Annotated in this window: 15 protein-coding genes; 6 read left to right on the top strand and 9 right to left on the bottom strand. The window is 65.2% G+C overall.

Features of this window, described 5'->3' with window-relative positions; genetic code table 11:
- Positions 1 to 158 precede the first annotated feature (158 nt).
- Both ACR4XW_RS10125 and ACR4XW_RS10120 read left to right on the top strand, forming a co-directional pair.
- Positions 159 to 1,937, top strand: a complete 1,779-nt coding sequence (locus tag ACR4XW_RS10125) for an ATP-binding cassette domain-containing protein (protein ID WP_434760440.1) — start codon at positions 159 to 161, stop codon at positions 1,935 to 1,937.
- Positions 1,934 to 3,709 carry an ATP-binding cassette domain-containing protein gene (locus tag ACR4XW_RS10120; RefSeq protein WP_434760439.1) on the top strand — a complete coding sequence of 592 codons (1,776 nt, stop codon included), beginning with the start codon at positions 1,934 to 1,936 and terminating at the stop codon, positions 3,707 to 3,709. Before ACR4XW_RS10125 ends, ACR4XW_RS10120 begins: the two co-directional genes overlap by 4 nt.
- On the opposite strand, the gene ACR4XW_RS10115 is transcribed toward ACR4XW_RS10120, so the two are convergent.
- From ACR4XW_RS10115 to ACR4XW_RS10095, 5 genes are all read right to left on the bottom strand, one after another.
- A complete protein-coding gene (locus ACR4XW_RS10115; protein WP_434760438.1) occupies positions 3,676 to 4,311 on the bottom strand; it encodes a class I SAM-dependent methyltransferase in 636 nt (211 codons plus the stop codon). The two genes, ACR4XW_RS10120 and ACR4XW_RS10115, sit on opposite strands and share 34 nt — an antisense overlap.
- A 28-nt stretch (positions 4,312 to 4,339) precedes the next feature.
- Positions 4,340 to 4,738, bottom strand: a complete 399-nt coding sequence (locus ACR4XW_RS10110; RefSeq protein ID WP_434760437.1) for a VOC family protein — start codon at positions 4,736 to 4,738, stop codon at positions 4,340 to 4,342.
- A gap of 155 nt (positions 4,739 to 4,893) precedes the next feature.
- Positions 4,894 to 6,168: an RNA polymerase sigma factor gene (locus ACR4XW_RS10105; protein ID WP_434760436.1), complete on the bottom strand. Its 1,275-nt coding sequence runs from the start codon at positions 6,166 to 6,168 to the stop codon at positions 4,894 to 4,896.
- On the bottom strand, positions 6,168 to 6,536 hold the full coding sequence (locus tag ACR4XW_RS10100; RefSeq protein WP_434760435.1) for a YciI family protein: 369 nt from the start codon (positions 6,534 to 6,536) through the stop codon (positions 6,168 to 6,170). The genes ACR4XW_RS10105 and ACR4XW_RS10100 overlap by 1 nt, the downstream gene beginning before the upstream one ends.
- 47 nt (positions 6,537 to 6,583) lie before the next feature.
- Entirely contained in the window at positions 6,584 to 7,234 is a 651-nt protein-coding gene (locus tag ACR4XW_RS10095; RefSeq protein WP_434760434.1) for a DUF998 domain-containing protein, read from the bottom strand.
- A gap of 199 nt (positions 7,235 to 7,433) precedes the next feature.
- Here ACR4XW_RS10095 and ACR4XW_RS10090 point away from each other — a divergent pair, with 199 nt between their 5' ends.
- The 3 genes from ACR4XW_RS10090 to ACR4XW_RS10080 all read left to right on the top strand — a co-directional run bounded on the left by ACR4XW_RS10090 (position 7,434) and on the right by ACR4XW_RS10080 (position 10,316).
- Positions 7,434 to 7,901, top strand: coding sequence for a hypothetical protein (locus tag ACR4XW_RS10090; protein ID WP_434760433.1), 468 nt, complete (start codon positions 7,434 to 7,436; stop codon positions 7,899 to 7,901).
- Between the two features lie 341 nt (positions 7,902 to 8,242).
- Positions 8,243 to 9,718, top strand: coding sequence for an MFS transporter (locus ACR4XW_RS10085; protein ID WP_434760432.1), 1,476 nt, complete (start codon positions 8,243 to 8,245; stop codon positions 9,716 to 9,718).
- Positions 9,719 to 9,755: 37 nt separating this feature from the next.
- A complete protein-coding gene (locus ACR4XW_RS10080; protein ID WP_434760431.1) occupies positions 9,756 to 10,316 on the top strand; it encodes a TetR/AcrR family transcriptional regulator in 561 nt (186 codons plus the stop codon).
- Positions 10,317 to 10,471: 155 nt separating this feature from the next.
- On the opposite strand, the gene ACR4XW_RS10075 is transcribed toward ACR4XW_RS10080, so the two are convergent.
- Together ACR4XW_RS10075 and ACR4XW_RS10070 are read right to left on the bottom strand one after the other, a co-directional pair.
- Positions 10,472 to 11,134 carry a response regulator transcription factor gene (locus tag ACR4XW_RS10075; RefSeq protein WP_434760430.1) on the bottom strand — a complete coding sequence of 221 codons (663 nt, stop codon included), beginning with the start codon at positions 11,132 to 11,134 and terminating at the stop codon, positions 10,472 to 10,474.
- Positions 11,131 to 12,330: a sensor histidine kinase gene (locus tag ACR4XW_RS10070; RefSeq protein ID WP_434760429.1), complete on the bottom strand. Its 1,200-nt coding sequence runs from the start codon at positions 12,328 to 12,330 to the stop codon at positions 11,131 to 11,133. The genes ACR4XW_RS10075 and ACR4XW_RS10070 overlap by 4 nt, the downstream gene beginning before the upstream one ends.
- A gap of 155 nt (positions 12,331 to 12,485) precedes the next feature.
- Here ACR4XW_RS10070 and ACR4XW_RS10065 point away from each other — a divergent pair, with 155 nt between their 5' ends.
- Positions 12,486 to 12,908, top strand: coding sequence for a hypothetical protein (locus ACR4XW_RS10065; protein WP_434760428.1), 423 nt, complete (start codon positions 12,486 to 12,488; stop codon positions 12,906 to 12,908).
- Between the two features lie 78 nt (positions 12,909 to 12,986).
- Here ACR4XW_RS10065 and ACR4XW_RS10060 read toward each other — a convergent pair whose 3' ends face one another.
- Together ACR4XW_RS10060 and ACR4XW_RS10055 are read right to left on the bottom strand one after the other, a co-directional pair.
- On the bottom strand, positions 12,987 to 13,253 hold the full coding sequence (locus tag ACR4XW_RS10060; protein WP_434760834.1) for a GNAT family N-acetyltransferase: 267 nt from the start codon (positions 13,251 to 13,253) through the stop codon (positions 12,987 to 12,989).
- Entirely contained in the window at positions 13,199 to 13,510 is a 312-nt protein-coding gene (locus ACR4XW_RS10055) for a hypothetical protein (RefSeq protein WP_434760850.1), read from the bottom strand. The genes ACR4XW_RS10060 and ACR4XW_RS10055 overlap by 55 nt, the downstream gene beginning before the upstream one ends.
- Between the last annotated feature and the right edge of the window lie 61 nt (positions 13,511 to 13,571).

Genomic DNA, 13,571 nt, shown 5'->3' with positions numbered 1-13,571 from the left:
TAAAACGCGGTCGGATGGAGAAATACGACTGATTCTTCGACGATGGCCATCTCGGCTGTGTCGGCTCCATCGAATCGGACACTTCGCATAGTGTTCGTGGCACGTCGCCGACCCTGCGCTCGGCCGACAGCACGAGAGGTGTCTTCCGCAAAGTGGCCGTGCAGCAAACAGCCTCGCCCGCCACCGGGCCCGGAATGTGGCGCAGGCTGCGCGACGGCGTCGTCCCTCAACTGCGCGTGCTGAGCCTGTTGTGGCAGATCGCGCCGACCGTCCTGCTCGGGGTCGCGGCCTGCACCGCGGCATTCGTTGCCGTGAATGTGCTCGGAGTCGTGCTGGTGCAGCCGGTGCTCGAGGCAGTGGCTCGAGCAAGGGAAACGGTCCGCCCGGCAGAGGTCTGGCCACCACTGATCGCACTGGCGCTGGTGTTCTTCCTGGCTCCGGTGCTGCAGGCCGTCAACCGCATTCTGGTGGGCAAGCTCTCGACCGGCCTCTACCTCAACTTGGTCGGTCGCTTCGCGGACACCTCCCTGGCCGGACCCACATCCACTGCCTGGCTGAAGAACCCACATCTCGCCACCAAGGGACGCAACGTCGCCGACCGGCTCCGCGACTGGAAGCTGTCGGACAGTCTGCAGGCCGGCTGGGACGTTCTGGTGCTGCGGCTCTCGGCCCTGCCGATGGTGGTCGTGGTGGCGACGTGGAACTGGGTCGCGGCGCTGGCGCTGTCGATCTCGTTGGTGGTGGCGGGCATCTACAACGGTCGGTTGATGGAGGTGGCGCTGCGTACCGCTCAGGCGGAAGGCCGTGAATCAGACATCGCCTCGTACTTCTATCGGTACGCGATGGAGCGTCGGGCCGCCAAGGAAGTCCGCACTTTCGCGATGGGGTCCTGGCTGGCCGACCGGGTGCGGGCCTGGGCGATGGCATCCCTCGCTCGCAATGAGCGTCATTTTGAAGCCGCCTCGCGCCGGGCTCTGGCCTCGTCTTTGATCTGCCTGGCTGTGCACTTGGCCACGCTTGTTGCGCTCGGATTGCAGTTGGCCGCAAATCCGGCAATTGCCCCGCAAGCGGTGGTGATCGTCTTGGCGGTGGTCGCCCTCAACGGACTCGGCCCGGTTGGCGATATCGGGGTGTTGGCCGCGACGGTGAAGGTCACCAACGAAGCTGTGCGGGAGTTCGAGCGCGAGGCCCCGGCCGAGGTGCACGACACCCGCCTGATTGCGGGGCCGGATGAGCCGGCCGTGGCCCTGGCCGGAGTCCAGTTCTCCTACGAGCACGACCACAGGGTGCTGGATGGGGTTGATCTGGAGATCGCTCGAGGTGAGCGGGTGGGCATCGTCGGCATCAACGGGGCCGGTAAATCCACTCTGGCTGCGATCATCGCCGGAGTGCTCACGCCGACGGCGGGTACCGTCAGCGTGGTCGGACCGAACGTTGATGACGAGTCACGCGTTGCCTGGGTTACCCAGAGCTTTCTGCGTTATCCCGGCACCGTAGCGGACAACGTGTGGTTGGGGCACATCGGCGAGGCCGCGGATTTGGGGGCCTTCGGCGAGCAGTTGCCGGCAATCGGGAGGCGCGAACCGGCCGATCCGGTGGTGGTCCCGGGGCTCTCGGGAGGTCAATGGCAACGCGTTGCCTTGGCCAGGGCTGCGGCGGCCACCGCGCGGGGGGCCGAAGTCGTGGTGCTGGATGAACCGACCGCAGCTCTCGACGCCGAGGCCGAGGCGGAGTTTTTCGACAAGATGGCGTCGTTACTGCCCGGCAAGACCGTCCTGCTGATTTCGCATCGACTGAGTTCGGTCAGAATGGCCGACCGGATCCTGGTGCTGGACGGCGGTGTGGTTGCCGAAGCCGGCTCCCATACCGAGCTGATGAGTCGGGAGGGCATCTACCACCGGATGTTCAGCGCTCAAGCCTCGAGGTACCGGACATGACCGGGGTGCCGGGCAGGCCGTCGTTCCGCGAGAACTGGCGGGCCATGCGGGTCGTTGTGGGAATTGCTTGGCGGGTGGACCGGGCCGCCTTGCTGGTCAGCCTGCTCGAGCTGGTCCTGTCCATCGGACGAGGCTTGGTGCCGGTGCTCCTGGGGGTGGTCGTCGCCGCAGCTGCCGGCGGGCACGCGGTGCTGCTTTTCGGTGCCCTCGGTGGCTTGGCGGTGATCACCGGTGGAGCCATGTTGATGACCGGAATCGGGTCCCGATACCGGCTGCGCTCGATGGCACAGGTCGGACTCGAGGTGGACCGGGCCGCGGTGTTGACGGTGGCGCGGTTGCCCTATCGGCACTATTTGGACGATGCCGAGGCGATGATCGGTGCGGTCGCGGCTGCTCGTGGGGCAGCCGGGCAGGCGCTGAACCGGATGCTGAACGCGTTGCGGCATGCCGCCACCCCGATAGTGCTGGTGGTCAGCTCGGCGATCGTCGAACCGCGACTGCTGCTCATCGCGGCGCTCGGTTTCGTCCGGCTGGCGTCCAACCGGTATTCGGAGCGGCAGGTGGCGACGGCCGAAGAGGAAGAAGGTCGCCTGCTACCTGCCCTGAACACCTACCTCGACATGTGCACAGATTTCGCCGCCGGGATGGAGATCCGCTCTTATGCGGCTCAGAGGTTCGTCAGCGATCGAATCGATCGGCTGGCCGGCGAAGCGCGACGCGCCCACGATCGCGCCTTGTGGCGGATGAAGCTGGTGCTGGCGCTGGTGGACGCCCTGTACTTCCTCGGGGCCGCAGTGGTGCTGGGCTGGATCGTTGTCGATGCGGTTTCCGGCAGTGTCACACTGACCGTGGTCACGGTGGCGGTGAGCTGTGTGGTCGGCCTGCATGGTGCCGTATGGCAGCTGGCCAGATCGCTCGGTCGGTTGAGGACGGTGTTCCGTGGCTTGGTTCGGATCTTCCGGATCGAGGATCGGGCGGAGCGAACCAATGTCGAGGCGACTGGTCGGCAACCCGATGCCGCACAACCCGATGAGGCGATCGTGGCCATCGACTCCGCCTCGGTGCGCTACCCGGGTGCCGCGGAGGACGCCCTGAGTGAAGTCACCGTGCGGGTCAGCCCGGGGGAGACCCTTGTGCTGGTCGGCGCCAACGGGGCGGGGAAAACGACTCTGGGTCTGTTGCTGGTGGGATTGCTCGAGGCCGACCGCGGCCTGGTGAGGCGAGGCGATGCCGGTGATGGCACCACGTCCTCGGTGGTGTTCCAGGACTACGCCCAACTCGAGGGCCCGCTCGCCGATTCGGTGAGTTCCGGGTTGTCGATGGGGGACGAGCAGGTGGTCGCGTGTTTGGAAAGGGCAGGGGCGAGAGATGTGCTCGGCCTGGTCGGGGCCGAGGTTACCCGTCCGGTCGGTGCGGTCTTTCCCGACAGCATCGGGTTGTCCGGTGGGCAATGGCAGAAGGTTGCGGTGGCGCGGTGCTTCGCCCGCAGCGATGCGCGTCTGGTGGTGTTGGACGAACACACCTCGGCACTCGACCCGCTCGCCGAGGAGGAACTGCTCGATCAATACCTGGCCGAGGCACGCCGTACGGCTGCCGATGGCGGCGCGACCGTCTTCATCACCCATCGAATGGCCCTGGCCGCTGAATGCGACCGGATCCTGGTTATTGATGGCGGCCGGGTGGTGAGCGATGGCACCCATGTCGAACTGATGCAGCGCTGCGGCATCTACTCCGGGCTCTACACCAAGCAGGCCGGCGGGTTCGCCTCCTGAGCCGGTTCTCTACGTGCCACCAGGGCACCGTGTGGGCGAGCGTCCGGATCGGTACGGGTGTGCCGCTCGGTCACGACGAAACCGGCATCTTCCACGAGTTGTGCGAGCACCTCGATCGGCCAGGTGTATGCGGTGGTCACCGCATGATCGAAGGCGGCGACTCGTGGGCCGGTGAAGAATCCGAGCACCAGTGAGCCGTCGGGGGAGAGCACTCGAGCGAACTCGTCCAGCACTGTGGGGATATCGCCGGGATCGGCGTGGATGAGTGAGTACCAGGCCAGGACGCCGCCGATGCAGGCGTCTTCGACGTCCAAGTGCTCGGCTCGTCCGACACGGAACGGGACACCCGGGTACTGGGCCCTCGCGTGGCCGATGAACGCCGGCACCGGATCGATCCCCTCGACGGTCCGTCCCTGGGCGTGCAACCAGGCCGTCCAGTGGCCCGGCCCACACCCGACGTCGAGGATGCGTCCGCGGACTCGGTCGGCCCACGATTCGATCAGGGCCCGGTCGGGTTCTGCTGTTGATTCGATGGCCCCGAGCGCGTCGATGTACTCGGCCGCACGGCCGTTGTAGTCGTCACGCGTTCGGTCCAATGGCATGGCTGACTACTACCTGAACAGCTACTCGCTAGTTCTGGCCGAGTTCGTGCTCGGCACGCAGGATGCAGAATTCGTTGCCCTCGGGATCGGCCAGGACGATCCACCCGGAACCTGGGCCATAAATGCCTCGACGGTCGGCCACCTCGGTGGCTCCCAGTTCGAGCAGGGTGCGCAGTTCCTCGTCCCGGCTCTTCTCGCGGGGCCGCAGATCGAGATGGACCCGCTTGGGGACGGTGCGGTCGAGGTCGGGCACCTGGATGAACAGCAGCGTGTGACCGGTTTCCGGGTCGTGGATCGCGCACTCCTCGTCACCGGGCTTGTTCGGGTCATCGGCGTCGTCGGCGTAACCGAGAACCTTGCTCCACCACTGCGACAGCTCATAGGCGTTCGCGCAGTCGAAGGTGGTGTGCGAAACGAAAGCTGTCATGCCGACCATGGTGCCCGACGCGGCGCGGGACGGCTATCCGCATTCTGTCCGATCCATCGGCCAGCTTCTCCTGCATCATCGGGAGTCTGTGTCAGCGGTGTTTGTCCCACGAGGGCAACGGTTCCCAGCGTGGACTGTGCATCCCACTCGGAGGTTTACGGGGTGGACTCGCCCTGACGCTTGATCTGTTCGAAGAGATAGCGACGTTCAACGTCATTGGTAGTGAGTTCGGCGGCGATGCGGTACTCGACCGCCGCTCGATCTCTGTCCCCGATGCGGTCCAAGAGGTGGGCGCGGACAGCGTGGGTGCGCCGGCGAATGAGAGGGTCCTCGGTGAGCCGATGGTCGCGATCCAACTGGTCCAGAAGGGCGAGTCCGCGGCGGGGCCCAAATGCCTCGGCAACGGCGACGACGCGGCCCAGTCGTACTGGAGCGGTGGGCAGCAAGCGTTCGAGCCAAAGGTAGAGCGCGGCGATCTGGGGCCAATCGGTGGTCTGCGCTGACACCGCTTGCGTGTGCGTGGACGCGATCGCCGCCTGGAGTTGGTAGGGGCCGATGCGTTCCCGCCCCCAGGCATCGTCGATAAGACGTCGTCCTTCGGTGATCATGCTTCGATTCCAGCGAGAACGGTCCTGCTCGGGAAGAGCGATCAACCGTTCGCGGAGGTCGGTGCGGGCGTCGCGGCGCGCCTCGGTGAGCAGCATGAGAGCGAGGAGTCCCGCTACCTCCGGTTCGTCCGGGAGAAGGTTGTGGAGCATCCGAGTGAGCCTTATGGCTTCGGTGGTGAGGTCGATTCGGGTGAGACGGTCGCCGCCCGTGGCGGTGTACCCCTCGTTGAAGATGAGGTACAGAATCCGCATCGCGACTGCGACGCGGCCCGCGAGGTCTTCATCATCGAGAATGTGGAAACGAGCACCGGACTTCTTCAGGGTCTGCTTGGCGCGACTGATCCGGGTGCCCATCGTGGTTACGGTCGAGCCGTAAGCGTTCGCGATCTCCTCGGTGGTGAGTCCACCCACCGCACGCAGTGTCAGGGCGACCTGGGAGACCTCGCTCAATGACGGGTGACAGCACAGCAGCAGCACGTACAAGCTGTCGTCGTGTTTGATGATGACTGGTGCGGGCTGGGTGGGATCGACGAGCACGGGGTCGGAGTGTGCAACATCTTGCTCCCGCCGGTGGGATGCCTGTTCGGACCGGATCAGATCGACCATCTTCCGGTAGCCGACGCGGATCAGCCAACTGCGTGGCTCATCCGGAATCCCCTCCTCGGGCCAGCGCTGGGAAGCGATCAGAAGGGCCTCTTGGACGGCATCCTCGGCAAGTTCGAAGCGGCCAAACCGTCGCACCAGCGCGCCGAGCACGTGCGGCGCCTGTTCGCGCAGCACGTCTTCTATACGCAGAAGCGTGACATGGGCCGAGTCCGCCATCAGGCGAAATCGTCGCCCATGATGGGCCTGATCTCGAAAGGCTCACCAAGTGCTTCGACCATTCGGGCGGTGATTTCGCGGGCGCGTTCAAGACTGGCGACATCAATGATCGCGAAGCTCGCGAGCACCTCTTTGAGCTCTGCGAAGGGGCCATCGGTCGCGGTGACTCCGGCGTCGGTCTTGCGGACGGTGACGGAGACCGCCGGGTGACCAAGTCCTTCGCTGAGGACGAACTCACCGGTCTCGCGCAGCTCGGCCTCGAACTTCTGGTAGGCGGAGAACGCGTCCAGAGCTTCCTGGCTGGGGGCGTCGGCCGTGTCGGCATCCCAGGTCCCGGCGGGCGTGTAGCTCAACAGCAGATACTTCATGATCGTGGCTCCTCAGCTACACAGTCGTCTGCTCAACTTAGCGGTGATCACGTCGATCGGGACAGGAAGAGGGCGTAAACCGTGATCCAGGTGTAGGCAATCATCCCGGTGATCGCGATCTGGATGCTCGATTCGGTGGGGGAGGTTGGCACCAGCAGAATGAGCGCGACCAGTCCGTTGCCGACGGCGGCCCACACGTGACGAGCCCGGATGTGACGCACCAGAAGGGTGATGCATGCTGCGGCGAGTGCGACGAATGACAGCGATGCGGCGGCGGTATGCACGATCGAGTGCCATGACATCTCCACGTTGCCGGAGGGGGCACCCTCGGGAAAGCCGTTCTGCGGGTCCATCGTGAACAGGCCTGCGACAACGAACCCCGCGCCGAAGATTGCGAGGAAGATCGGCACCACAAGCCGGCCGACTCCATGGGTGAGGAGTCGACGATGCGCGATGGCGAGAGCGATCACGCCCAAACCAGCCATGACGAAGGTGGCCTGCTGGATCCATCCGGGAGACCCGGTGGAGAGTTGGCTGAGCGGATGAATGCCGATGTCGAACCCCGGCCGAGCCAGTGCCTGCAACGTGGACGAGGCGTAGAAGAATGGCCCGGCAAGAGCCGCAACAGCGAGTAGAACCCGGGTGCGTGGGCGGTTGATCTGCCCGGCAGAAGTGCTCGTGTGGGTGGTGGTGTGCATGATGTGCTCCGCATCTGTTCGGTGCCTCCCGATAGGGCGGCGTTGCCGATACCTCGGAGCCGAACAACTCGATTCGACAGTTTTCCGGAGAAATCACCTCTGAATTACTGGTGATCGTGTCGAGAACCGTCCGACGGCGCCGAGGTACCGGTGAGCGCGACCCAAGACGCGGTCGCACCGACAGATACGGAGCACTCTCATGACCGAGAACACCAGCAACACCAGCGCCGAGGGTTACGGGCAGGACGTCCCCACCGAACCCAGTGAACGTCTCCGCGCCCTCGAACGACTCGTCGGCACCTGGACCGTCTCGGGCGGCGCCACGGGCACAGTCCGCTACGAGTCAGCGCTCGGTGGCTTCTTCATCATCCAGCACGTCGACTTGGAGCAGTACGGTCAGTCCGTCACAGGGTTCGAGGTGATCGGTCACTTGCACCCCTTCGGCGAGCCGGTCAGCCAGGAGATCGCATCCCGGTTCTATGACTCGCAGGGCAACACCTTCGACTATGTCTACGAACTTGACGGGGACACCCTCACCATCTGGGCGGGCCCTGTGGGTAGCCCCGCGTATTTCCGGGGCACCTTCACCGACGGCGGCACAGTCATGGCTGGCGAGTGGATCTACCCGGGAGGCGGGGGTTACGCCAGCACCATGACACGGCAGTAACAGACCCGCGCGTGGGCCACCATCCGGTCGACGGCTTCACGCGGTGCCCTGGGAACGCCTGCTCTGCGAGGGCGCTGACCGAGGTGGCGCGACCATGACGGTTGTGCCGCCCCGCTCAGCACCTTCTCGGGTGGGTTGTCGACGTGCTGATCCCAAGCGTCCAGCCCGTATCTCCAGCCAATCGCCGGTGCCTGTCTGCTGTGCGACGAATCAACCACGGCCCATGATGGTTAGTTGTACTAACGTCCTAGTTGGACTACCGTACAACTAGTATCAGGGAGACGGAGGCCTTCATGGGTGGACGGGCAGGGGCACCGGAAGGTGTGCGGGCGTGGGCAGGGATGGGGCTGCTCGCGCTGCCGACTTTCCTGCTCGGTATGGACGTGACGGTGCTGTACTTGGTGCTCCCGGCGATGGCGGCGGATCTGGCTCCATCTGCGACTGAGACTCTGTGGATCATGGATGCCTACGGCTTCCTGCTCGCGGGCTTCCTTGTCACGATGGGCACGCTCGGTGACCGGGTCGGCCGGCGGCGGTTGCTGATGATCGGGATCGCCGCATTCGCAGCGGTGTCGGTCTTCGCCGCGATCGCGCCGAATGCGGGCATGCTGATCTCAGCCCGGGGGCTGCTGGGGATTGCCGGGGCCACACTGATGCCCTCGACGCTGTCGCTGATCTCGAACATGTTCCCCGATTCCCGCCGGCGTGCGGTGGCGATCGGGGTGTGGGCCACGATGTTCGCCGGTGGAATGGCAGCCGGACCGATCGTGGGCGGAGTGTTGGTGGACTCGTTCTGGTGGGGAGCGGCGTTCTTGGTGTCCGTGCCAATCGCCATCGTCGTACTCGCTGTGGGAAAGGCCGTGTTACCGGAATATCGCGACCCACGGGGCGGGCGGATCGACCTGCCCAGCGTGGGTCTGTCACTGGTGGCGATCCTGCCCGTCGTCTACGCCATCAAGCACCTCGCGGGCCACGGTCCGGATATCAGTGTCGCTGTCGCGGTCATCGTGGGAGTGCTCGCGTCCTGGGTGTTCTGGAGGCGTCAGCTCCGCCTCGCCGATCCGCTGCTGGACGTCGCGCTGTTCCGCAACAAGGCGTTCAGCGTCGCGTTGACGGTGCTGCTCGTCGGGCTCGTCGGGGTGGGCGGCAGTATGTATCTGGTGACCCAGTACCTGCAACTGGTCGAGGGGCTGAGCCCGTTCATCGCGGGATTGTGGATGGGGCCACCGGCGCTGGCGATGTTCGTTGCCGCCATCGGCGCACCCTTGTTGGCCCGGAGCATTCGGCCCGGGTACATCATGGGCGGCACCTTGGCCATCTCCCTGATCGGCTACATCCTGCTGGCCGTGGTCGGCCCGGACGACGAACTCACCGTCGCGACAGGGTTCGCCTTCGTCTACCTCGGCCTGGGCGCGATCGCGGCCCTGGGTACGGACATCGTGGTCGGGGCAGCACCTGCCTCGAAGTCCGGATCGGCGGCATCCCTGTCCGAGACCGTGCAAGAACTGGGAATCGCCATCGGCGTGGCCATCCTCGGCAGCCTCACCACTGCGATCTACCGCTCCGAGTTGACCACGGCCGACAGCATGGCCGCAGACGAGGCCGCCGCGCTCACCGACAGCCTCAGCTCAGCAACGGCTATCGCCGACCAACTCCCAGCCGGGGCGCTACTCGAAGCGCAAGAGGCCTTCACCACTGGCCTGAATATCGCCTCGTCCGTCGCGGGACTCATGATCGCGGTCGTGACCGTGCTCTGTCTGCGGATGCTGCGTCACCTGCCCCGGCTCGAACAGACGCATCAGCCGGACACGAATTGAACGATGGTCCGACTATCCTGAGACGAGGAGGGGTGACGTGACCGACGAAGGTGGGCAGGTTGACGGACGACTGGCACGGGGCGCGAAACGCCGGGCCGAGATCATCGACGCCACCCTGGCGGTTGTCACCCGTGACGGCGCGGCGGGCGTCACACACCGTACCGTCGCGAAGCAGGCCGGGATCACCACTTCCCTGACCACCTACTATTTCGCCACCCTCGATGATCTCTTGGTCGCCGCCCTGACCAGCGTTGCCGACACCTACACCGCCAGGATCAGGCAGATCATCGACTCACCCGGTGACAAGCTCACCGGTTTGGCCGAACTCATCGCCGAGACCGCCGGACCCGGACGCGAACGTGCCTTGGCCGAACGCGAACTCGCCACCCTGGCCGCCCGCCGTCCCGCTTTGCGCTCCGTCGCCCGCCGCTGGCGCGACAACATCGCCGAACTCGCCACCACTCTCACCGACGACCCGACGGCCATCACCGCTGTCGTTGCCACCTCCGATGGGCTCTGCACCGCTATCCTGCTCGACAACGCACCCGCCGACCCCGGCCAACTGCGAGCGGTGTTCCAACGAGCACTCCACAGCTGATGACCACCGGGCCGTGCGGCTGGGACGATATCGCGGCACCGCGCGTGACTGATGAGGACGGGAGCCGCCGATGTCGCCTGGACAGCGATCGATTCGTCGACGCGGGCATGGGGCTACTCCTGCGTGCTATCGACGCATCGAAGATTTCCGAGGCATCAGGGGGCACCGGGGCGAACAAGTCCTGACTCGTAGCTGAGGATGACCAGCTGTGATCGGTCGCGGGCGGAGAGTTTGGACAGGAGCCGGCTGACGTAGGTGCGCGCAGTGGCTGGGCTGATGTGGAGGCTGGCGCCGATCTCGTCGTTCGACTCACCCAGGCCGATTCGGGCGAGCACTTCGCGTTCACGGTCGGTGAGCGGATCGAGCAGCGCCGGGCGAGTGCTGGTGGTGGGTCGTTCCGCCAGTGTGCTCATGACCTTGCGCGTGATGGCCGGTGACAGCAAGGCGTCGCCGGCTGCGACGGTGCGGATCGCGTTTCGCAACTCGGTAGGGGCGATGTCTTTGAGGAGGTAGCCAGCCGATCCTGCGCGGATCGCTGCAAGCACGTTCTCATCCTCGTCGAATGTGGTCAGCACCACGACGCGCACGTTCGCGAGCGAACGGTCGGCCACAATCTCCCGCGTCGCGGAGATCCCGTCCAACCGGGGCATCCTGATGTCCATGAGGACAACATCCGGCTTGCTCTGGCGGATCGCGTCGATGCCTGCCTTTCCGTTGTCAGCCTCGGCGACGACCTCGATGTCACCGTCGTACTCGGCCAGAGCACGTAGGCCGGTGCGAACTAGTTCCTGGTCATCGACCAGAACAAGGCGGATCATGGCAATCTCGCGGGGATCGTAGCTTCGACGGTGAATCCCTCTCCCGTGACGGAGTGAGTGGTCAGTGATCCCCCCAGCAGTCTGACCCGTTCGGTCATCCCCGCAATACCGTGCCCGACTCGGGTCTCATCGGTCGCCGATCGACGGCCGTTGTCGGCGATGCAGACGTGGAGACGGCCGTCGTCGATGTGAGCGGTCACCTGAGCGTTGGTTGCGTCGGCGTGGCGGAGGACATTGGTGATCGACTCCTGGATCACTCGATAGGCGGCGGTATCGACCGGGGCGGACAGCTCCGAAGGAACAACAGAGATGTCGGCGGTGACATCGATGCCTGTCCCTTTCGCCGTGTCGACCAGTTGCTGGATCTCCGAAAGGGACTGGACCCGTCGCATCTCATAGCTTTCGGACGAGGAACGCAGGATGCGCACCATAGTGCGCAGCTCTCGCAGCGACCGTGTGCTCGCCTTGCGGATGTGATCAAGCGCCTCGCCTGCTGCGTCATCGTCACGTCCGAGTGCCTCGGTGGCGGCTGCTGCGTGGAGTGAGATGACGGACATGGTATGACCCACGGTGTCGTGCAGTTCTCGGGAGATGCGCTCACGCTCTCCCTGCAGCCGCAACTCCGCCTCACGCGAGAGTTGCGCTTCGGTGAGTCTGACGATCTCGGCCTGCTGGGCGGCACGTAGACGGCGCGATCGTACGCTGACCCCGAGAGCGATCGCCGTAGCGAACAGGGCTGTGTTCGAGACTGTCTCATAGCCTATGAGAAACCCGATCGTCTCTGCTCCGTCGAGGACCCGGAAGAACATCGAGACCGCGAACACGATCAGCGCCGTGCTGACCGACCACCAGGTGAAACCGGCTTCCGCCGCAGAGAACAGTGCCGCCAGGACCGGAATGGCGACCCCGATCGGCGGGTAGTCGAGCGCGTAATACGCGAACACTCCGAGCACACTGAGCACGAGGAGAGCCCGGGGCATTCTCCGACGCAGCAACATCAGCGCACCGAACGCCGCCGCGAACAGATACGCAACCGCATCCGCGGGACGAACACCACCCTCGCTCGTGGCGATGATGAGCGCGAGCGTGAGCGCGACCGCAGTGCCGAGCAGCGCGTCGATGACCCACGGCGGCGCATGCCCCGCGGGGGGAGTGCTACCTGCCGCCCCAGCCGGGGGCGAAGCGCACTGAGTCATGGTTACCAGCCTAAGGGCGAGACCTCCGAGGGACATGAGTCTTCAGGCGATGTTCGACGTCGCTTCTTGACGTATCGAAGGTGCGACGAGGAATGACAACAAGTCGAGAGCCAGGGCCGATGTGGAGAGGCGATTGCGTTTCTAGCGTAGTTGGCATGATTGGAATCAAATCCCTGCAATGGCCCCTCATCATCGGTCTCGGAGCGCTGGCGCTGGTCAGGCCGCTCGTGAGAATCGTTGGAGGCCAGCTCGGTCTCGCAGGCTCTCCTGCGGTGCCGATCGCGATCACGGCAGTGGTCTCGGCTTTCTGGATCTTGGTCGTGGGGCTCAGCAAGACCGCGCATCCTGTCCTGACGCTGCTGTTCACAGCCCTTACCTACGCCGTACTGTCCATCATCCTCAGCGGCATCCTCTCCCCAATTCTCGACGGAGAGATGCAGGGTCCACTTGCCAACCCGATTTCGATCATCCCAGTCCTGGCGATCAACACGATGTGGGGCCTTGCCGCCGGCGCTCTGGCGCTCCTCCTCCAACACATGCGCAGCACCCGGCGAGGCGGCCGTGTCGAGCCCCGCTGATTGGAGCGCCGATCATGACGACCATGCTGCCCGACGCGGCGCGGGACGGCTATCCGCACTGGCACCGGATCGGTGGGCTCAGGGCAGGTGCTTGGTGAAGTGCACCAACGAGTAGTCACCGGCCGGGGTGCGTGCGGTCTCGACGTATCCGCAGCGCTCGTACAGCCGGATGTTCGCCACGCTGTGCTCTCCGGTGAACAGGCGCACCTCGGTGGCATCGGGAAAGACCATTTCGCTCTCGGTCAGCAGACAGGTGCCGATTCCGCGACCCTGGAGATCGGGGACCACCGTCAACCTGCCCAGCTCAACAGCCTCACCGACCCGACGCAGTCGAACCGCACCCACCAGACGCCCAGCGAGGCGGACGCCGAGCGCGACGACCTCGGGCCGGGCCACAGGTCGTCGTGCAACTCACCGAGAGTCTGCGTCAGTGGCGGAAGCGCCAAGTCCTGATGAGCGATCGCCTCGGTGATGTAGGCGGCGCGCTGGAGAGTAAGGATTTCCCCGGCGCACGACTCGTCCAGAACGCTTGCCTGGTAGGTGGCCATGGAGTAGGGCCAAAAGGGCTCTTCGTAGTTGAGCGTGGTCGTGTCGTAACGCAAGGCGGCTCGTGGCCTTGCTGAGGATGGGTGTTGCGAAGCATCCAACCTTGAAGGACACGAG

This window comes from Pseudenemella bisphenolivorans, assembly GCF_051133435.1.
Classification (GTDB): domain Bacteria; phylum Actinomycetota; class Actinomycetes; order Propionibacteriales; family Propionibacteriaceae; genus JAAYAO01.
Note: the sequence above shows the minus strand (reverse complement) of the source record. Positions and strands in the feature narration are given on the sequence as shown.

Bases quoted from the DNA above. Each gene is read 5' to 3' on its own strand.
- ACR4XW_RS10120 (WP_434760439.1), top strand. From the start codon at position 1,934: ATGACCGGGGTGCCGGGCAGGCCGTCGTTCCGCGAGAACTGGCGGGCC.
- ACR4XW_RS10115 (WP_434760438.1), bottom strand. From the start codon at position 4,311: ATGCCATTGGACCGAACGCGTGACGACTACAACGGCCGTGCGGCCGAG.
- ACR4XW_RS10110 (WP_434760437.1), bottom strand. From the start codon at position 4,738: ATGACAGCTTTCGTTTCGCACACCACCTTCGACTGCGCGAACGCCTAT.
- ACR4XW_RS10105 (WP_434760436.1), bottom strand. From the start codon at position 6,168: ATGGCGGACTCGGCCCATGTCACGCTTCTGCGTATAGAAGACGTGCTG.
- ACR4XW_RS10100 (WP_434760435.1), bottom strand. From the start codon at position 6,536: ATGAAGTATCTGCTGTTGAGCTACACGCCCGCCGGGACCTGGGATGCC.
- ACR4XW_RS10095 (WP_434760434.1), bottom strand. From the start codon at position 7,234: ATGCACACCACCACCCACACGAGCACTTCTGCCGGGCAGATCAACCGC.
- ACR4XW_RS10090 (WP_434760433.1), top strand. From the start codon at position 7,434: ATGACCGAGAACACCAGCAACACCAGCGCCGAGGGTTACGGGCAGGAC.
- ACR4XW_RS10085 (WP_434760432.1), top strand. From the start codon at position 8,243: ATGGGGCTGCTCGCGCTGCCGACTTTCCTGCTCGGTATGGACGTGACG.
- ACR4XW_RS10075 (WP_434760430.1), bottom strand. From the start codon at position 11,134: ATGATCCGCCTTGTTCTGGTCGATGACCAGGAACTAGTTCGCACCGGC.
- ACR4XW_RS10070 (WP_434760429.1), bottom strand. From the start codon at position 12,330: ATGACTCAGTGCGCTTCGCCCCCGGCTGGGGCGGCAGGTAGCACTCCC.
- ACR4XW_RS10065 (WP_434760428.1), top strand. From the start codon at position 12,486: ATGATTGGAATCAAATCCCTGCAATGGCCCCTCATCATCGGTCTCGGA.